At 64.6% G+C, this 19,044-nt stretch carries 13 protein-coding genes; 5 read left to right on the top strand and 8 right to left on the bottom strand.

Translation table 11 applies throughout. The features are described from left to right. The first annotated feature begins 14 nt into the window (after window positions 1–14). A complete protein-coding gene (locus INT29_RS10995) occupies window positions 15–1,295 on the top strand; it encodes an MFS transporter (protein ID WP_193071643.1) in 1,281 nt (426 codons plus the stop codon). Continuing rightward, window positions 1,292–2,458, top strand: coding sequence for a PrpF domain-containing protein (locus INT29_RS10990; RefSeq protein WP_193071642.1), 1,167 nt, complete (start codon window positions 1,292–1,294; stop codon window positions 2,456–2,458). The genes INT29_RS10995 and INT29_RS10990 overlap by 4 nt, the downstream gene beginning before the upstream one ends. 110 nt (window positions 2,459–2,568) lie before the next feature. On the opposite strand, the gene INT29_RS10985 is transcribed toward INT29_RS10990, so the two are convergent. After that, the gene (locus tag INT29_RS10985) at window positions 2,569–5,409 is read right to left on the bottom strand and encodes an ExeM/NucH family extracellular endonuclease (protein WP_193071641.1); all 2,841 of its coding nucleotides are present in this window, start codon (window positions 5,407–5,409) and stop codon (window positions 2,569–2,571) included. Window positions 5,410–5,669: 260 nt separating this feature from the next. On the opposite strand from INT29_RS10985, the gene INT29_RS10980 reads away from it, so the two are divergent. After that, window positions 5,670–6,851 (top strand): FAD-binding domain, encoded by a 1,182-nt coding sequence (locus INT29_RS10980; RefSeq protein WP_193071640.1) that lies wholly within the window; start codon window positions 5,670–5,672, stop codon window positions 6,849–6,851. A 59-nt stretch (window positions 6,852–6,910) separates the two neighbouring features. Here the strand turns inward: INT29_RS10980 and INT29_RS10975 are convergent, their stop codons facing one another. The 6 genes from INT29_RS10975 to INT29_RS10950 are packed head-to-tail and all read right to left on the bottom strand — an operon-like array spanning window position 6,911 to window position 12,576. Beyond that, a complete protein-coding gene (locus INT29_RS10975; RefSeq protein ID WP_096160317.1) occupies window positions 6,911–7,825 on the bottom strand; it encodes an endonuclease/exonuclease/phosphatase family protein in 915 nt (304 codons plus the stop codon). 9 nt (window positions 7,826–7,834) lie between these two features. Continuing rightward, window positions 7,835–8,515: an HAD family hydrolase gene (locus tag INT29_RS10970; protein WP_193071639.1), complete on the bottom strand. Its 681-nt coding sequence runs from the start codon at window positions 8,513–8,515 to the stop codon at window positions 7,835–7,837. Then, the gene (locus INT29_RS10965) at window positions 8,512–9,609 is read right to left on the bottom strand and encodes an ABC transporter ATP-binding protein (RefSeq protein WP_101571979.1); all 1,098 of its coding nucleotides are present in this window, start codon (window positions 9,607–9,609) and stop codon (window positions 8,512–8,514) included. Before INT29_RS10965 ends, INT29_RS10970 begins: the two co-directional genes overlap by 4 nt. Further along, window positions 9,606–10,526, bottom strand: coding sequence for an ABC transporter permease (locus INT29_RS10960; protein WP_096160314.1), 921 nt, complete (start codon window positions 10,524–10,526; stop codon window positions 9,606–9,608). Before INT29_RS10960 ends, INT29_RS10965 begins: the two co-directional genes overlap by 4 nt. Continuing rightward, the gene (locus tag INT29_RS10955; RefSeq protein WP_101571981.1) at window positions 10,511–11,440 is read right to left on the bottom strand and encodes an ABC transporter permease; all 930 of its coding nucleotides are present in this window, start codon (window positions 11,438–11,440) and stop codon (window positions 10,511–10,513) included. Before INT29_RS10955 ends, INT29_RS10960 begins: the two co-directional genes overlap by 16 nt. After that, complete coding sequence (locus INT29_RS10950) at window positions 11,437–12,576, bottom strand: ABC transporter substrate-binding protein (RefSeq protein WP_101571983.1); 1,140 nt, start codon at window positions 12,574–12,576, stop codon at window positions 11,437–11,439. Before INT29_RS10950 ends, INT29_RS10955 begins: the two co-directional genes overlap by 4 nt. Window positions 12,577–12,915: 339 nt before the next feature. Here INT29_RS10950 and INT29_RS10945 point away from each other — a divergent pair, with 339 nt between their 5' ends. Then, window positions 12,916–13,707, top strand: coding sequence for a GntR family transcriptional regulator (locus tag INT29_RS10945; protein WP_125187783.1), 792 nt, complete (start codon window positions 12,916–12,918; stop codon window positions 13,705–13,707). Window positions 13,708–13,819: 112 nt separating this feature from the next. On the opposite strand, the gene INT29_RS10940 is transcribed toward INT29_RS10945, so the two are convergent. After that, on the bottom strand, window positions 13,820–17,254 hold the full coding sequence (locus INT29_RS10940; RefSeq protein ID WP_226831234.1) for a bifunctional proline dehydrogenase/L-glutamate gamma-semialdehyde dehydrogenase: 3,435 nt from the start codon (window positions 17,252–17,254) through the stop codon (window positions 13,820–13,822). Window positions 17,255–17,438: 184 nt separating this feature from the next. On the opposite strand from INT29_RS10940, the gene INT29_RS10935 reads away from it, so the two are divergent. Next, window positions 17,439–19,013, top strand: coding sequence for a transposase (locus INT29_RS10935; protein ID WP_101571990.1), 1,575 nt, complete (start codon window positions 17,439–17,441; stop codon window positions 19,011–19,013). Window positions 19,014–19,044: the final 31 nt, after the last annotated feature.

Raw genomic sequence — 19,044 nt, 5'->3', positions numbered from 1 at the left:
GACCGGAGACACCGATGTCCACACCTGCTTCACCCGCTGGCGCTGCCACCACAGCTCGCGCGACCGATACCCGTTGGCCGGCGATCCTGTGCTGGCTGGCCGTCGCCCTCGAAGGCTTCGACCTCGTCGTGCTCGGGGCCGTGATCCCTGAGCTTCTGGCGACCAACGCCATCGGCTTCACCGCGGAGGCCGCGACCCTCGTCGCGACCCTGAGCTTGGTGGGTGTGGGCCTCGGTGCTGCGGCGGTGGGGCCGATCGCCGACCGCGTCGGACGCCGCTACACGATCATCGTCTGCGTCCTCGTCTTCTCCATCTTCACGATTCTCGTCGCGTTCTCCCCGAACGTCGCACTGTTCACAACCTTCCGGTTCATTGCCGGACTCGCCCTGGGCGCCGTGATGCCCGGCTGCCTCGCCTACATCAGCGAGCACAACAAATCGGGCAAGACCGGCAAAGCGACGACGCTGACGATGACCGGCTACCACGCCGGCGCCGTGGCGATCTCTCTGCTCGCCGTCTTCTACTCCCACAACTGGCACCTGCTCTTCATCGCCGGCGGTGTCGCCGGACTTGTCCTCGTCCCGCTGCTGTGGTGGAAGCTGCCCGAATCCCAGGAATTCGTCGACGCCCAGGCCGCGAAGTCACGTCCAGCCGAAGCCACGGCCGCAACCGCAGACGCGACTGTCCTCGCGCCGAAGACCGGAATGGCGGGACTGTTCGTGGGCCGCTTCAAATTGGTCACGATCGGCGTCTGGGCCGCCAGCTTCATGGGTCTGCTGCTGGTCTACGGACTCAACACCTGGTTGCCGAAGATCATGGCCGACGCCGGCTACGAAGTCTCAGACTCCCTGGTCATGCTGCTCGTACTCAACCTCGGCGCCGTCGTCGGTCTCGTCATGGCCGGCTGGCTGGCAGACAAGCACGGCACCAAGCCGATCGTGCTGATGTGGTTCATCTTGGCGGCAGTCTTCCTCGCCGTGCTCAGCATTCCCATGACGAGCCAGATCCTGCTCAACATCGCCGTCTTCATCACCGGAGTCTTCGTATTCTCCGCCCAGGTCCTCGTCTACGCATTCGTCTCCGCGATCTACCCACCCACCGCACGCGGAACGGCGTTGGGCATGGCCTCGGCCGTCGGCCGCCTCGGCGCCATCGTCGGCCCGTTCATCACCGGCACCCTCGTCACCGCTGGCATCGCCTACCCGTGGGGCTTCTACCTATTCGCGGTCGTCGCTGTCCTCGGCTTCGTGGCCATGGTCATCGTGCCCAAGGCCGTGGACCCCGCGGGCCGATGACACACTGGATCGATGCCGCGTTCGTTCGCGGAGGTACGAGCAAGGGACTCTACTTCCGCGCCGATGCACTGCCGACGCTGGACTCGGTGCCGGGACCGGGGCACGATGGGACTACCTCGGCGTGGGATGCGATCTTCTGCTCCGCGCTGGGCTCCCCGGATGCCTTTGGTCGTCAGCTCGACGGGATGGGCGGCGGGATTTCGTCGCTGTCGAAGGTGATGGCGGTATCCGCCTCGGACCGTGAGGGTGTGGATCTCGACTACACCTTCGGTCAGGTCGATGTCGCCGAGGCGGCCGTGGACTATTCCGGCAACTGCGGAAATCTGTCCTCGGGTGTCGTGCCCTTCGCTCTCATCGCCGAGATCATCTCGGCCGCCGACGGGTGGCATGTGTTCCGTCTGTTCAATACGAATACCGGCAAGCTCGTCGACGTCGGTCTCACCGTCGTCGATGGCCAGGCCTCCGTTGCGGGCGATTTCGAACTCACCGGTGTCAGCGGCACCGGAGCGCCGATCGAACTCATCTATCCGGATCCTGCCGGCAGCCGCACTTCGGGGCTCCTGCCAACTGGAGTGTCCTCTGAATCGATCGACGTCGACGGAGCCATGTTCGACGTTTCCATGGTCGATGCGTCGCTGCCGGTGGTCATCGTGCCCGCGGCGGCAATCGGTCTCAACGGTGATGAGTCTCCGGAGTCCATCGACGCCAACCGTCATTCGACCCTGATGATCGAGGAGCTGCGGCGCAAGGCGGCGGTGCGGATGGGTTTGTGTGAGTCGCCGGAGACAGCTCCACAGGTCGTACCGAAGGTCGCGGTCGTCACCTCGCCGGAGCCGACGACCCTGCTCGACGGCACCACCTTGGCTGCGGCCGATTCCGATGTCGTCGTGCGCATGATCTCGATGGGCCAGACCCACAAAGCGGTACCGGGTACTGGAGCAATGTGTTTGGCAGCTGCCGCGCAGATCTCCGGAACAATCGTTTACGGAATAATCCACAGATCCGAGCATTCTGTGCCTGGCCCGGAGGTGCGTCTCGGCACACCATCGGGCGTGGTCACCGCCTCCGCGGTCTGGGACGAAGCGCAGAAGACCGTGACGGCGGCCTCCCTGTTCCGCACTGCCCGCGTGCTCATGCGCGGCCAGGTCGCAGTAGAGAGCTGAAGGCGAGGGAGAAGAACCTTGATTTCTGATCGTAGAATCAAGGTTATTCTCCCTCACAATTGCTGGTCCGGCTCACGGCCGGCTGGGTGCGCGGCGCCCAGCGCCGTGGGCTAGCTGCGCTCGCCCAGCTTCCGCCTGCGCACGATGTGCACAATGCTTGCGCCGATGATGATAAGCCCGGCCGCAATCGACATGATCAGCGTTGGATCAGTACCGGTGCGCGGCAGATCGCCGCCGGCATGACTGCCAGCATCGCTTGCCGCCGCGTCCGAGGAGCCGCTCGCACCAGAACCAGTGGAACCGTCTGCCGCGGCCGTCGATGAGCCACTCGAGTCGCTGGCGGAATTCGCACTTGCAGAAGCATCAGAGTCAGCGCCGTTGGCACCTGCATCAGCCCCGTCGTCGGAGGCGGCACCCACATCAGCCTCACCCGAGGCCGCTGCACCGTCGCTTCCATCTTCGTCCTCGGGTTCGAAGAGCCCGACGATGACAGGGTCGTGATCGGAGGCACGGAACTGATCCGGAGCGTAGAAGTCGCCCGCGTTGTAGTTGAAGCGGCTGTATTCGAGTGCCAGAGCTTCGACCGAGTTGATGTTCCAGACATCGGCACCGGTGATTGCATCGAAAGCGCTCGACGGCACATCCGCCTGAGCCTCGGACCTCGACTTCGACTGAGCCCCCGAGCCTGAAGCGTCCAATGCCAGCACGTGGTCGAGACTGCCGGTGCGGGACTTGAACACATAGGTGGATTTGTCTGTCTTCTCGGCTGCGACGTCCTTGAACCCTGCCTCGTAGAAGACCTGCATCGGGTCCTCTTGAGTGTAGGAATTGAAGTCGCCGAGCATGTAGACGAAGTCGCTGTCGGCGGCCTCCTGCTGCTTGCCTGCGAACTTGACCAGCGAAGTCGCCTGCTTCACCCGATCAGCGTTCGACGCTCCTTGTCCGTCACCACTGTCCTCGTTGCCTTCGCCTGAGCCCGAACCTTTGGACTTGAAGTGGTTCGAAATCGTCACGAAGGTCTTGTCGGTCTCAAGCTCACCGGACTCGTCCTTGGGTGCGAACGCCTGCGAGAGGGGCTCGCGGGCGTTGGAGAACGCATCCTGGTCGTCAAGGATCGTGGAATCGTTCTGCGTGGCCACCTCGGCGGGCTGATAGATCAAAGCCGTGCGGATGACATCCTCATCTTCCGGCACCGTGGCGGGGGAAGGTACGAAGTCCCACTTGTCTTCTCCGGCAGACTCGCTGAGGCGCTGCACAAGAGTCTCAAGTGCATCATCGCGATCATCGCCGAAAGCCGCGGAATTCTCGATCTCCATGAGAGAGACGACTGAAGCATCGAGCTTGCTGATGGCCGTGACGATCTTCGTCTCCTGGCGTTTGAGGCTTTCCGCGTTGGCAGCACCACGGGCATCGCAGCCGCCGCGAACGGTGATCGGGTGGCCCTCGCGGTCGTCATAGTAGTCACAGCCGGAGAGCTGATCGCCGGTCGTGGTGAAATAGTTGAGGACGTTGAAGCTGGCCAGACTGACCTGTCCGCCGATGTCCTCTGGTGCATCGGTGCGGGTGTCGGTGAAGCTGGCAGGCTGGATCGCCTCGGCGTTGTCGCCGGTCAGGCGCGTGGTGGGCTGGAAGCGCCACTTCTCGTGATCGAAGCCGAGCACCACCGGCGAGGTCATCGTTACCTGAGCGCCGACGCGCATCGGTTCGTCGTTCGAGACATACGGGACGACAGTGTCCTTGTCGTTTTCGAGGTAGTTGACGCTCGCACCGTCATCGAGGATGACCTCACGTTTGAGGTTCTCGGCTTCGACGGCCTTGGCCTCTGCACTTCCCGGTCGGGCGACTTCGGTGGGCTGGGGGAGGGCTCCGTCGCCGGTGGCCAACACCACTTCGCCGTAGGCGTTCGTGTTGTAATTGTCGGCCACGGTCAGCTCACCGCTGGGCTGCAGCAGCATGCCTTCGAGGGCTTCACGGGCGGAAGCGTCGTCAGGGAACGCGTCTTCGATGGGCTTGACCGCCTCGGCGGGCTCATCGAGGACCGTCATTCCCTTGTTGCTGACGGAGATCTGAGTCTGCCCGTAGTGTTCAGAGACCGAGCCGGTCAGTTCAAGATGGTCGCCGAGGCTGACATCAGCGACTGTGTCAGGGGAGTAGACGAAGACGCCGTCCGAGGCGCCCGGAGTCTCATCCTCGGCACCGCCTGTGCCCGGCGTCTGCACGTAGTATCCGTTCAGCCCGCCGCTCGGGTACGACGCTGTGACGATGCCGCGGGTCCTGACGGTCTCGCCTTGCAGGGGGCTTTCGTCGCCGGTGCCCTGAATATCGGCGATCGGGGTGACATCCTCTGGCACAGGGGAGTTGCCGCCGTCGTCACCGTCATCACCGGGCAGCGCGTCCGGAGTCGGCGCCGCGGAGGACCAGGTGCCGTCGATGAGTTGGATGGATTGTCCGCCCGCGGCGGTGGCTCCCGTGGGAGAGGCCTCTTCGCCGACGACGGCGTCGGGGGTGTTCTTGTTCGACTTACCCGTCACACCCTTGCCGTCGGTCACGCCGCCGACCTGTTCGAAGTCCACGAGCATGCCGTCGTCATCGATGGCGAAGGCCGAGGAGCCGTAGCTGCCGTCGGCGGCATTCCCGGACTTCACGGAGTTCGTGATCGGCACCTCGACCGCCAGCGCGCCGGCCTCGCCTACGGTGGTGCCGGCGGGAACGGTAGTGATGTTCTCCGCCGCTTGGACACTGCCGCCGCGAGTGACGGAACCGACGGTCCATCCCGAGACGTCGGTGCCGGGCTCGGCCGCGATCTCGATGAAGTCGGTGTCGAGCGTGTAGCCGATTTCGCTGATGTGCGGATCTTCGGCAGCGGTTGCCGGTGCTGGGGGAAGCGTGAGGCCGATTGCCGCGACGAGGCTGAGCGCCGCGCACGATGAAGCCGTCTTGGAGACTGTCATAGGAGCCTTTCGGATTCTCAAGCGTCGCGAGAGATCACGGCGCAGACGCAAGCACCGTATCGCTGTCCACGCTGACGTCTATGGCAGACATGTGAACGAAGTGTGAACTCTGCAAGAGAACGCTGGGTGCTCTGGTGTGATCGAGACTACTACATATGAGACCCTGCCAACACGAACGTCGGCTTGGACGCAGCCAGTCCGCGCTGGCTCCGGGAGATCTAAACTGGTGATCTGATCATCAGTCTGCAGGGAGGCAGAAGATGCGTGTGCTCGTCGTCGGCGCCGGGATCGCTGGTTCCACGGTGGCCTATTGGCTGCAGAAAGCGGGGCATCAGCCCACGCTCCTCGAGCGATCACACGGGCTGCGTCGAGGTGGTTATCTCATCGATTTCTGGGGTACTGGATTCGATGTGGCAGAGCGGATGGACCTTGTGCCTCGACTGCGACGCGAGGGCTACCCGCTCGCAGAGGCTCGCGATGTCGCCCTAGATGGGCACCGGATTGCGTCGCTCGACCCCCAGCAGTTCGTTGCGGGAACAAGTGGCCGATACGTCAGCATTCTGCGTTCAGACCTCGCCGCTGCAATCCATGACAGCCTCGAAGGAGGCGTCGAGACGATCTTCGGGGACACCGTTGCCCGACTCACCGAGGGGGAGCGAGGCGTCCATATCGAGTTCTTGCATGCTGCCCCACGGGAATTCGACCTCGTGGTCGGTGCGGACGGGTTGCACTCACGCGTCCGTGAACTGATCTTCGGTGAGGAGTCGCGGTTCGAGCGAGACCTCGGGATCGCCGTCGCCGCGTTCGATGTCGACGGCTACCGCCCACGCGATGAACTCGTCGCCGTCTTGCATGCTGAAGTCGGGTTCCAGGCGATCCGTGTCGCGCTGCGTGATGACCTGACGATGTTCATGCTGACCTTCCGGCATCAGGGCCCGGTTCCCACTGATGATCTCGATGCACAACGGGACCTCCTTCGTTCCAGCCTGGCAGAGGCAGGATGGGAGATCCCGGCGATTCTTCACGAGCTGCCGCGGGCACGAACGCTCTACCTAGATCGGGCGAATCAGATCCGGATGCCCTCATGGACCAGCGGCAGAGTCGCACTGATCGGCGACGCCGCGGCGAGTCCGTCATTGTTGGCCGGTCAGGGATCGGCGTTGGCGATGGTCGAAGCCTATGTGCTGGCGGCCGAATTGGCTGCCACACCGGGGGACCATCGCCGAGCCTTCGACGCATACGAACGTCGGCTGATGCCGATGATAGCCAGCAAGCAGGACGCGGCCCATGGGCTCGGAATCGTCTTCGCTCCAGCGAATCGCCGCGACCTGCTGCTGCGCTCGGTCGGAATGAAACTCATGAACACCCGACCGCTGGCCGGTTTGATGCTGGGGCGCAGTCTGCGGGACCAGGCCGGCCTTCCCACGTGGCCGGGCCGCTGAGGCTTCAGCGTATGTACACGATCGACGGAGTGGCACGCGCCGATCGCGCAGGGAACCGCTCAGGCCGGGAAAGTGAACCGTGTTTCGACGAGCTGATGATCGGACGGGAAACGGTTCTGCCGCTGGTTCGGGATGAGTTCGCAGCGTCCGCCGACATCGACGAAGCCGTCTTCGATCAGACCTTCGGCGCTGCAGCCACGCATCACACTGTCGACGACGTCGAGGCCGCGCGAGAAGATGAAGTCGATCCGATCACGGGGCTCGGCACCGTCGGCGCGGCCCGGTTCGGGCTTCTCTTGATGACCCGCGTGGGTGAGCGGCTCGATCGGAGACCATGTATCGGCCGGAGAGGCGACAGGGTCAGAGTGCACCGCGCGGAAGGTGTCGGTGAACCCGGCCGCCAGCAGTGCGTCGGGCGAGCGCCACGCGATATCGGGTCGATCAGTGCGCGCCGACCAGTCCCCGGTGGACGGGGTATTGAAATCACCGCAGATGACGACGGGCAGATCGGCCTGACCGTCCTGGCCGCAGATACGGTCGGTCTCGGACAGGATCTCTTCGATCTGCTCGAGGCGTGGTGCCTCCTCGGCATCGGCGACGTCCTGTCCTTCCCCCTGCAGAGCTCGGTAGACCGCATAGGGGTACGGCGCGAGGTGGACGGACCAGACGAGTATCTGCGGCGAGTCCGGCAGCGGACGCACGAGTGCTGCCTGGGCATAGGGCAGCGTGCTGGTTTCCACCACCGTCAGCTGTCCGGAGCTGAGCACAGCCGTGTCCCATCCCCGCTGCGCATGGTCTGCGAGGATCTTCGGTGCCAGGTTCTCTGCGGCGCTGCCCCAGCATTCCTGCAGAGCCAGAACGTCTGCTGGGAACTGCGCAGCGATCGCGTACTGCTTCTCTTGGCCGAAGTCGACTTCGCGGCCGCCGTACCAGACGTTCCACGTCTGCAGGGTGAATGTGGTCGAAGTGGGCATGGCATCTCCTCAATGCTCGGTGTTGACGAGCAGCGAACGGGTTCGGGGATCGAAACGCAGCTGCGCGAAGTGGCGCAGTCGCACCTCGCCTGCCAGCTCGATGCTGGGATCGTTGTTGACTCCGATCACCGTGCATCCGGCCGTGTGCGCTGCCTGTGACCCGACCGGTGAGTCCTCGAAGGCGACCACCGCCGAGGCGGAGAGCCCGAGCCGTCGAGCAGCCAGAAGGTAGGGGTCCGGTGCCGGTTTGCCCTGGTCGACGTCGTCGATCGTGATGATGGCGTCGAAGAAGTCGAGCATTCCGGCACGTTCGAGGAGTCCGCGGACGTCCTCGCCTCGGCCGTTGCTGGCCACAGCTATCGGAATGGTCCCTGACAATGAGGCCACGAGTTCGGGAGCGCCGGGCATGGGAGCGGCGACGTGCTCGAGGGCGGCGCTGTAGGCGCGGTCGACCTCGGCTGCCGTCGGCGGCTGGACATCGCTGGGCGAGCCGAGTGCCTCGTGAATGCGCTGAAGTCGGGCCACAGCCTCGTCCGCGGTGAGTCCGCGCAGGTCCTCGGGCGAGAGGCCACTGGCGGACATCGATGTCAGGTAACCGGCCATGAGGTCGATCCAGGGGGCTTCGGAGTCGACGAGGATGCCGTCGCAGTCGAAGACGGCACCGGAGAATCCGGTGATGGAGTCGCTCATGCGGGGACTCCTTCGGCGTCGTTCCGGTCCAGGCGCAGCGCGGGTTCAGCGGTGACCGAGGCATCGATGCGCATGCCGGGTCGCAAGTCATCGGCGTCGACCGAGGCCAGGGAGGCCGCCCACCGCGCCTTGTGGTCTCCGGGCAGCCCGAGGTGGACCATTGTGCGCTCGCCGGTGTAGGTGCTGTGCTTGACCTCGAGGAAGCCGTCCGCGGCAGAAGTGATCGACAGGTTCTCGGGACGGACGAAGACGGTGTGATCCGGTGCGGGCTCGATGGGAAGACGGTCGCGAATCGTCCAGTCTTGGCCCACGGCGAATTCGTTGATCGAGCCGACGAACCGGGCGACGAAGGCAGTGGCCGGAGACGAATACACCTCGTGCGGGGCGGAGTACTGCTCGATCCTGCCGTCGTTCATCACCGCCACGCGGTCGGCGATCGCCAGAGCCTCTCCCTGGTCATGGGTGATGAAGACCGTCGTCGTGCCCAGCGCCTGCTGCACTCGACGAATCTCATCACGCAGCGAGGAGCGGACCGAAGCGTCGAGTGCGGATAGCGGCTCGTCGAGCAGCAGGACCTTCGGCTGAGTGGCCAGCGCGCGGGCCAGAGCGACACGCTGCTGCTGCCCGCCAGAGAGCTGATGCGGGAAGCGGGCGCCCATTCCGGTCAGGCCGCAGATCTCGAGGAGCTCCTCGGTGCGTCGACGGCGTGCTCCGGCGTCGACCTTGCGGATCCGCAGGCCGTATTCGATGTTGTCGCTGACCCCGAGATTGGGGAACAGGCTGTAGCTCTGGAACACCATGCCCATGTCGCGGCTGTTGGGTGGCAGCTTGAGGACGGATTCGCCGCCGACGAGGACATCTCCTCCGTTGACCGGTTCGAAACCGGCGAGGATGCGCAAGGTCGTCGTCTTGCCGCAGCCGGACGGTCCGAGGAAACTGACCATGCTGCCCGCTTCGATGTCGATGTTGAAGTCGTTGAGCACCTCGGTGCCGCCGTAGGACTTGTTGACGTGTTCGAAGCGCACGGCTTCGGGCTCATCTGTGTGTTCGATGCCCGATCGTGATGGGCGAGGGCGGTTATCCGCAGTGGTCATGGGGTCTCATCGTCCTTTCGAAAAGCACCGGCGGCCTGGGAGACGGCCGGTTCATCGGCTTCGGGCTCATCGTGCTCGCTGACAGCGCTCGGTCGATGGCCGAAGCGCGAGGCGCTCACGGTGGCGGCAGCCAGCAGCAGCCATGTGGTGAGGTTGAGCAGCACGGACAGGGTGATCGAACCGCGGAAGTTCGTGCTTGAGAGTGTATTGAGGAAGACCGGCAGGGTGTTGATCGACAGAGTCGCGGCCACCGTGTACTCCGCAATGGACAGGGCGAAGGTGAAGAAGACCGAGAACATCACCGGTCCTCGGATGTTGGGAATGATGACCCGCCGCAGTGTGGTCCCGAGCCCGGCGCCGAGGATCGATGAGGACTCGAAGAGCGTGCGCAGCGGCAGGGTGGACAGCCCCGCGTCGATCGATCGGAATGTGAAGGGCAGGCATAGGATGACGTAGGTGCCGACGAGCACGAGCGGCAGATCCTGCGACTGCAACATCGTATTCAGCTGCATGCCGAGGCTGCCCCGGCCCTGAGCCGCCAGGCTGCGCAGCACTGCTGAGAGTCCGGCGACGATCGCGATGGCCGGCACGACCAGAGGCAGGGTGCACAGGATGCTGAGCACCGACCGCAGCCGAGGCGCCCAGAGGTGGACGGCGACGACTGCAGGAACCAGCGTGACCACGAGGATGACGGCGGCGAGCACGGACACGACGAGGCTGCGCATGAGCGGGGCCACGATCTTTCCGGAGTCGGCCAGGCCGGTGAGCCCGGACGTGGTGAAGCTGCCGTCGGCGCGGAAGAACGAATATATCAGCGAGCTCAGCAGCGGAGTGAGGATGAAGATCGCCAGCGCCGCGAGCGGCAGCCACGCCAAGAATCTCTTCATCCGCGGGGAGCTGTTCAGGTGTTCAGCCACTTGGCGCTCCTCTTCATCAATGCGTTGTAGGCGATGAGGACGATCACGGCGATCGCTCCCGTCGTCACGCCCAGGGCCATCGCCACTCCTTCTCCGCCGGTGGCTGCAGAACCGGCGAGCTGTCCGGCGATCTCGAGCGGGATGAGGGGGAAGCCTCCCGTGCCGATGAGCACTGCTGCCGAGGCGTGGGTGCCGAAGGCGGAACCGAACATGAGCAGCCAGGCACCCAGCAGGGCGGGAGTGATCACAGGCAGTCCGACACGGCGCCAGAAGGTCAGGCTGGTGCCGCCCAACGACGTGTTGGCCTCACGCCACTGCTGTCTGAGCGAGACGAAGCTGGGAAGCGTGAGAAGGATCATCGTGGGGATGAGGAAGTACTGGTACATGAGGATCAGACCCTTGACGCTGTAGAGCGTGAAGGTCGAATCGACCGCCGTGATCAGCGCGGTGAAGTATCCGGTGTTGCCGACGGCGACGATGAAGGAGAACGCCAGAGGAACGCCTCCGTCGTTGGCCAGCACGCTGGAGATGACGGCGGTGATGGAGTCGACGATCTTCGACTTCACGGTCGAGATCGCCCAGGCGCAGAGACCGCCGAAGATCGCGGCCACGGTGGCGGCGGTGAACGACAGGAGGAGGCTGTTGCCCAGGGCCATCGAACGCGATCCCGAGCCCAGCGCGGTGAAGTTGTCGAGGCCGAAGGTCTTCGTGCCGGGTTCGCTGCCGGGAACGAGGAGCGAGGTCGCCACCATTCCGCCGATCGGGATCACGAAGAACAGCACGATGATGACCGCGATCGGTGCCAGGGCCGTCCAGGCCGGTGAGAGGGCTCGCCTGCGCCGTGGGCCGGCCGGAGCGGAACCTGCTCCGGCCGGCCCAGCGGTGCGGGGCGATGACTGTGGAACTGAGGTCATCCGATAGCTTTCGCCCAGTTGTCAGCGAGGACCTTCTGCTGCGAATCCCGCTGTTCCTGAGTCGGCTGCGGCGCCGTCTGGTCGACCGCATCATCGAGCAGCTTCGACAGTGCATCGTCGTCGACCGTGTCGGCTTCGACCATGGCGTCGAGGCGACCGGGCAGGACGTAGCCTTCGAGCAGCAGGTTCTGTCCCTCGTCGCTGAAGACGAATTCCTGCCACAGGCGTGCAACCGCTGGGTGTGGTGCATCATCGTTGATCGATGCCGCGTAGTAGGAGGCGACGGTGCCGTCGGACGGGATGGAGATCGACATGTCCACCCCACCGTCAGCAAGGTCGTCCGCCCACTGCAGGAGCAGGTAGTCCCAGTTGACGGCGATCGGCGTCTCACCGGTCTCGAACGTTCCGGCCTCGGCCTCTGTCGGTACGAGGTTGCCCTTGTCCGAGAGCTCGGCGAAGTAGTCGATGCCCGGCTGAATGTCGTCGAGCGAGCCGTCGTTGGCCAGGGACGCGGCGACGACGGCCATGAAGCCGGCTTCGCCCGTCGTCGGGTTGCCGCGCATGGCGACCTTGCCCTTGTACTCGGGCTCGAGCAGCTCGGCGAAGCTCTTCGGGCACTTCTTCACGGTCTCGGAGTCACAGCCGATGGCCATGGTCCCGCCGAGGTGGTTGAACCAGGTGCCGTCCGGTGCCTTCATGTTCTCGGGAATGTCATCGGCGGTCTCGGGATAGTATTCGGCGAGCAGGCCCTCCTCTGCGGCGTCGACGGCGAAGGATTCGCCGGTGTCGAGGTAGTCGAGAGAGGTTTCCTGCCCCTGCCTGTTCTTGACCGCGTTGATGAGGTCCTGGCTCGCGCCGGTCGAGGTGTCGTTGTCGATCTCGATGTCGTACTTCTCCGAGAACGCGTCGAGCAGCCCGCCGTAGTTGGCCCAGTCGGGGTAGAGGCCCATGACATTGAGTGATCCCTCCGCCTGAGCAGCCTCGACGAGAGCGTCCATGCCCCCGCCGTCTTCGACCGACGTCGCCGATCGCCAATTGGCCGATTCCTCGGACTCGGCGCTGTCACCGCAGCCGGACAGGGCGGCCAGAGCGCCCACTGCGAGGGCAGCCGTGAGCTTTCGTGTGTGTTTGAGCATCGTCGTACTCGCCTTTCGGACTTGTGCGCAAGCGCATTGTGTTCTCATTCGAAGTGCTTCGATCCATCCCCACGATAGGGGACAGATGGAAGATAGACAACCTAGATCACTAGTGAGGTTCTAAGAGTAGAATAATCCTCACTAGTGAGCCTAACCGCGAAAATTCCGTGCGTATGAACTCTGCCGGGCTGCTCACAGCGTCGAGACAAGGTGACGGTGACGCTCCAGTGCGTGCGGCCATCGCCAGCTCGGAGCTTGCGGTAGCGTAGGTGCACGGCACTGACAGCAGTGCTGAGCGTGCTGGCTCTATTGGGAATACATCATGGGAGGACTGAAGGCGTGACCGAGTCGCAACTGCAGCCGTCTGGATCCGGCGGAGCGCGGTACGAGCAGATCGCGGAGCAGATACGCGAATCGATTCGCACGGGGGCACGGCAGGTGGGTCAGAGCCTCGAATCCGAAGCAGCTCTGGCCTCCGAGTACGAAGTCGCACCGGGCACGGTGCGCGAAGCGCTGCGACTGCTGGTCAGCGAGGGAACCGTGGGAGGTCGGCGCGGAGCTCGCAAGATGGTGCTGCGCAGGCCTCGGCCGGCGGCAGTGGCTGAGGAGTTCCGCAGCTTCGCTCAGTGGGCCAGCGCGCACGGGCGGACCCCGGGCGGCCAGGTCATCGAGCAGCGCTGGCGCATTGCGGGGGATGAGACGGCCGCGGCACTCAAAGTCGATCCTCGTGCCCGTGTGCTGCGGGTTCTTCGTGTGCGTCTACTCGACGGCGAGAAGGTCATGGTCGAACGGACGAGCTACCCCGAGGATCTCGGCGACTTGGTCGAGAAGGTTCCCAACGATGCAGCCTCGGTCAGTCGCAGCCTCGCCCAGCAGTACGGGATCGTCTTCGCCGGTGCTGATCACGTCTTCTCGGCGACCGTCTGCGGTCAGCAGGATGCAGACCTGCTGGGGGTTGCACGCGGACGACCGCTGCTGCGCCACCTGCGCCGCAGCCGCGACAGCGCGGGGCGGCCGTTGGAGATATCCGAAGACCGCTATCTGGCCAACATCCTGTCCGTGGCGATGTCGAACGGTCGCAATGTCAACCCGATCAGCTGGCTGACTGCCGACGAACCGAACTGGTTCTGATTTCGTCGCCGACACCCGAACAGCAGACAGCGGCTCGGACACCTCGATCCGAGGTATCAGAGCCGCCGTCCGCCAACCGATCGGCTGGGTCAGAGCCAGCAGGTCGGCTGGGTCAGGCCTTGAGCTCGGCCGCCAGCTCGTGGAAGTCGCGGCTGGGGTTGCCGAAGCGGTGCAGAGTCATCGACACTGCCTGCTCCTGCACGTAGTACCGCATCTCCACCCGCGCCGAGGAGGTCACCGGTTCATCGATGACCGCAACTTCGGGGCGTGGTGCGGTGGCCGCCAGCAGCTCAGGTTCCTGCGGTCCGAGCACGCGGATGCGGGCACCGACGGAGTCGTCGTAGCGTCCTTCGCCGACCATGTTCGCGAATGTCGCTGCGGACTCGGTCCGAGCTGCGACACCCGCGTTCGTGGCGGCGATCTTCACCTCGGGGGCCACCTCCTCGGCGACGGACAGCTGCACGGTCGACCCGACGCATTTCGCCGCGTGCAATGACCTCTCCAGATCGAACAGCGACGATGTCGAGATCACCCGCAGTGTGACCGGACGGGGCCGGTAGCGGAAGATGTTGGCCTCTGACTGCAGGCCCGTGTGATCCTTCGCCGCGCCGAACTCCCGCGCCAGCCAACGTTCGTCGTCGGCCTTGGCCAGTTCCAGGTTCTGGCTTGCGTCAGTGGCCCCTGGCAAAGTGGAGGGATCGTCGGTGTAATGGCCGAAGAGCATGAGGTAGTTCGGGCCACCGGCCTTCGAGCCGAGCCCGACGGAGGACTGCTTCCAGCCGCCGAAGGACTGACGCCGCACGATCGCGCCGGTGATGCCGCGGTTGACGTAGGCGTTGCCGACCTGGACTTCGTCGAGCCAGGTGCGCACCTCTTCGGGATCGAGGGAGTGGATGCCGCCGGTGAGACCGAAGTCCACCGCGTTCTGGAACTCGATGGCTTCGTCGAGGTCACGGGCGTGCATGAGTCCGAGCACGGGTCCGAACACCTCGGTGAGGTGGAAGAAGGACCCCGGCTTGACGCCGTCCTTGATTCCCGGACTCCACAGGCGACCCGTGTCATCGAGCTGCTGAGGCTCGAGCAGCCAGGACTCACCGGGTTCGAGGGAGGTCAGGGCCCGTTCGAGCTTGTCGGCGGGATCCTCGGTCAGCGGTCCCATGGTTGCCGACATGTTCGCAGGCCAGTCGACGACCATCGACGAGGCGGCATCGATGAGCTGGCGCCGGTAGCGCTCCGAATCATAGGTCGAGCCCACCATGATGCCCAGCGAGGCGGCCGAGCACTTCTGACCGGCATGGCCGAAGGCCGAATACACGAGGTCGGCAACAGCCAGGTCCCGGTCCGCCGCAGGAGTGATGAGCAGGGCGTTCTTGCCGGAGGTCTCGGCATTGACGTGCAGGTCAGGACGGAAGGACTTGAACAGAGCGGCCGTCTCGGAGGCACCCGTGAGGATGACACGGTCGACATCCGGATGGGCGACGAGGTGACGGCTGAGGTCACGGTCGGACGGGGTGCACAGCTGCAGCACGTCCTTCGGAACGCCGGCTTGCCACAGGCAGTCGATGATGAGTGCCGAGCAGTGCTGGGTGGGTTTCGAGGGCTTGTGGATCACGGCCGAACCTGCGGCCAAAGCTGCCACGGTGCCACCGGTGGGGATGGCGATGGGGAAGTTCCACGGCGGGGTGACGACGACCATCTCATCGGGGACGAAGCTCGCCCCCTCGAGGGTCTCCAGCTCCGCGGCGTTGAGAGCGTAGTAGCGGATGAAGTCGATGGCTTCGGAGATCTCCGGATCGGACTGCGAGGGCATCTTGCCCACCTCGGCGGCCTCGACGGCGATGAACTCACCGCGGCGTGCGGCGAAGATCTCGGCCGCACGGTGGAGGATCTCGCCACGTCCGGCAGCACCGAGCTCGCGCCAGGCCTTCGCCGCCTTACGACCGCCGGCGATCATCTCATCGAGCTGCGCTGCCGAATCGACCTTCGGCGTCTTCGGGCGGTCGTCGAGGTATCCGGGAGCGGTCGCCTCGGCGATGATGGCCTTGACCCACTTCTGGTTCGCGGGCAGCGAGGGATCGGTGTCGGGCTCATTGAAGAATTCGGTCGGTGCCGTGCCCGGGACATCGCGTTCGGCCGCACGGTTCTGCCCACGGTTGGGCATGGGAGCGGAATCGCCGTCTGTCGCGAGAATGTCTTCGAGCTGCCGGACGGAGTCCTCGAAGCGGTTGGCCTCGCGGACGAAGACGTCGTTGCCGTTGGCCAGGTCGAAGATGCCCGACATGAAGTTCTCGGACGAGGAATTCTCCTCGAGCCTGCGCACGAGGTAGGAGATGGCGACGTCGAATTCCTTCGGGTGCACGGCCGGGACATAGAGGAGAAGGTCTCCGACGTCCTCCGTCACTGCGGCGGCCTGTTCCGAGGCCATGCCCTGCAGCATCTCGAACTCCACCCGGTTCGTGACCTCACGGTCGACGGACAGGTGGTGGGCGAAGGCGATGTCGAAGAGGTTGTGGCCGGCCACGCCGATGCGCAGCCCCTTCATCCGCTCGGGCGTGAAGAGCCAATGGAGGACGCGCTTGTAGTTCGCGTCGGTGGACTGCTTCGAGTCGCACGTGGTGGCGGGCCAGCCGGCGATCTCCGCGTGGACGGTCTCCATCGCCAGGTTCGCGCCCTTGACGAGGCGAACCTTGATTCCGACCCCGCCATCGGCGACGCGTTCGTTGGCGAATTCGCTCAGGCGCTGCACGGCCCCCAGGGCATCGGGCTGGTAGCCCTGGATCACGATTCCGGCCTCGAGGTTCTTGAACTCGGGTTCGGCGAGCAGGCGAGTGAAGACCGCGATCGTGAGCTCGAGGTCCCGGTACTCCTCCATGTCGAGGTTGACGAACTTGGACCCGGTCGGTGCCTTCGCCGCCTGCTGGTAGAGCGGGCGCAGGCGTTCGACGACGTAGTCGACGGTGTCGTCGAAGGCCCACATCGAGATCTGTGAGGCGACGGAGGAGACCTTGACGGAGACGTAGTCGACGTCCTCGCGCGCCAGCAGACGGTGGGTCTCTTCGAGGTGATGATCGGCTTCGCCATCACCGAGGACAGCCTCGCCGAGGAGATTGATGTTGAGCCGGTGCCCGTCGGCTGTCAGTGCTGCTACAGCCTTGCCGAACTGTTTGTCGCGAGCGTCGACGACCATGTGCCCGACCATCTGACGCAGGCGGGTGCGAGCCGCCGGCACGACGACCTGGGGCAGTGCCCGGGCCAGGGCGGCACCGGTCTTGATCTGGGCGCGGTCGAGGGCCGACATCGTCTCGGGAGCCAGCTTGCCGACCTCCGCCAAAGCATCCGCGGCGGCGTGCACATCATCGGTACGCACGACCCGATCGACGAATCCGACGGTGAAGTCGAGGCCGTTGGGATCGGAGAGCACTGCCGAGAGGCGTTCGGCGGCAGGATTCTTCGCCGTGGTCTTGCTCGTTGCCACGCGCAGCCATTTGCGAACGGTGTCGATGGAGCGACTGGTGAGCTGATCGAGATCGGAGTCTGTATGCAACAACTGCTCGTTCCTTTTCTGTTGGACGAACTCTGGATGAGTCTGGCTGGGGTCGTGCCAGCTGTTCCCGCGTCGCCGTTGACTGTTGACGGGATCGTTGAGACCAGTATGCGCCGCAGAGAATTCGCGGTGAAGGGCTTGCAGCCAATCGCAGACATAGTTGAGTCAGAAGTAATAGAATGGGGCGATGTATTCCTCAGAGATGCGTCGCGCCGCTGTTGCCAAGACGGCTTCGTCCTCCATCGCCGAGGTGGCAGCCGAGTTGGGTATCTCGCCATCGAGTCTGCGTCGGTGGACGCTGCGATCCGACCTTGACGACCGCCCGCGCAGCGGCCGTCCGCAGATTCAGAGTACGGCAGATCAGGTCGTGGAAGCCCTGGTGAGCACGGCAGGGGCGAGGATCTCGGGGAAGGACTATTCGACGAGGGCTCTCGCCGAGGCGACCGGGCTGAGCCAGAGCATCGTGTCCCGTGCGATGAGAGGGATGACGGTGCACCGCGACCAGCTGCGCGGAAGCGCTGAGATCACGGTTGTCGCAGGCGGATTCCCGCTCGTTGTCATCGGCATCCGACTTGGTGACGAGCACGGTGTGGGTGAAGCCTTTGATGGGGGTGCCGGCCGCGATGGTGGTGCGAGCGCAGTATCGGCACGACGGGTCCAACGCCGCATCGCTGGCATCGTGGCGGCTCTGCGTTCGGCAGGTGTTCAGCGTTGGCCGCAGCGTTTTGACAGCGAGCATCGCCAGACAGATGCTCAGGACCTGCTCGATCTGCTTCGGGACGGGGGCGAGCGCGAGCGCTTCATCGTCTTCGATCCCTTCGGTGAGACGGACGATTTGGACGTGCAGGTCCCGATTGCGAACGCCGGCATCGTGGTCCACAGGGAGTTCGATGCGTTTATCGACGACGTCAAAGCTGGACTCGCTCTCTGCCGCGATGTTCCCGGTTCCCTGCTCGACACCCTCTCCGGCCGTGTGCGTCACGGTTTCGAAGGCGTCATGTGGCGGCAATCGAGCCAAACTGATGCTCGTAGAAGTTCCATTTCTTCTGACTCAATGGAGATCTCTTCGTGGTTGCCGAAGGGGACTCGGTCCATCACAGAACACCTGGCGATCGCCCTGCGTGAGGAGATCATCGATTCGGGATATCAACCTGGGGACAGAATCAATCCGCGCCTTCTGTCGGGGCGGATGCAGGTGCCCCGCTCCTCGGTGGATGCCGCTCTGCGGCGCATGGTCGATGACAAGCTGCTCGACGGTTCACGGGGCGGTTCGAGGATTCCACTGATCACCACCCTTGACGTCCTCGACCTCTATGCCGGACGCATGTCGGTGGGGGAAGTTCTCCTGCGCTCGCTGGCGCTGCGACCGAAGCGCTACTTCGTGCCCGTGCAGCTGGCACTGCGGCAGGTGGAGGCCTCGGCGGCGACGAAGAGCGGCATCGACGTCGAGGATGCCGATCTCCACTTCCAGCAGGAACTGGCACGGGCCTCCGGTCTGCGACAGAGCGCCCGAGCCTTCGAGGCACTGACCCTGCGCCTGCGCCTGTTCATCTCTGTTCTGCAGCTTGACTACTCACCCGCCAGCGATCGCATCCTCATCGATGACCGCGCTATCTTCAGGGCACTGTCCCTCGGTGACGCCGATACCGCAGTGGTGGCATGGCGAGGCAAAGTCGACAACGCGGTCAGGCACATGGCCGGACTGTTCGCTCAGCGTCGGTTCGACCAAGACCTCTGGGCCCAGCTCACCCGTCGAGTATGAACGGACCCGCCGGCCAACCTCGGCGAGGGTG

This window comes from Brevibacterium sp. FME37 (assembly GCF_014897485.1).
Lineage (GTDB): Bacteria > Actinomycetota > Actinomycetes > Actinomycetales > Brevibacteriaceae > Brevibacterium.
The sequence above is the reverse complement of the archived record's forward strand: the minus strand, read 5'-3'. Positions and strand labels throughout refer to the sequence as shown.

Bases quoted from the DNA above. Each gene is read 5' to 3' on its own strand.
- INT29_RS10995 (WP_193071643.1), top strand. From the start codon at position 15: ATGTCCACACCTGCTTCACCCGCTGGCGCTGCCACCACAGCTCGCGCG.
- INT29_RS10990 (WP_193071642.1), top strand. From the start codon at position 1,292: ATGACACACTGGATCGATGCCGCGTTCGTTCGCGGAGGTACGAGCAAG.
- INT29_RS10985 (WP_193071641.1), bottom strand. From the start codon at position 5,409: ATGACAGTCTCCAAGACGGCTTCATCGTGCGCGGCGCTCAGCCTCGTC.
- INT29_RS10980 (WP_193071640.1), top strand. From the start codon at position 5,670: ATGCGTGTGCTCGTCGTCGGCGCCGGGATCGCTGGTTCCACGGTGGCC.
- INT29_RS10975 (WP_096160317.1), bottom strand. From the start codon at position 7,825: ATGCCCACTTCGACCACATTCACCCTGCAGACGTGGAACGTCTGGTAC.
- INT29_RS10970 (WP_193071639.1), bottom strand. From the start codon at position 8,515: ATGAGCGACTCCATCACCGGATTCTCCGGTGCCGTCTTCGACTGCGAC.
- INT29_RS10965 (WP_101571979.1), bottom strand. From the start codon at position 9,609: ATGACCACTGCGGATAACCGCCCTCGCCCATCACGATCGGGCATCGAA.
- INT29_RS10955 (WP_101571981.1), bottom strand. From the start codon at position 11,440: ATGACCTCAGTTCCACAGTCATCGCCCCGCACCGCTGGGCCGGCCGGA.
- INT29_RS10950 (WP_101571983.1), bottom strand. From the start codon at position 12,576: ATGCTCAAACACACACGAAAGCTCACGGCTGCCCTCGCAGTGGGCGCT.
- INT29_RS10935 (WP_101571990.1), top strand. From the start codon at position 17,439: ATGTATTCCTCAGAGATGCGTCGCGCCGCTGTTGCCAAGACGGCTTCG.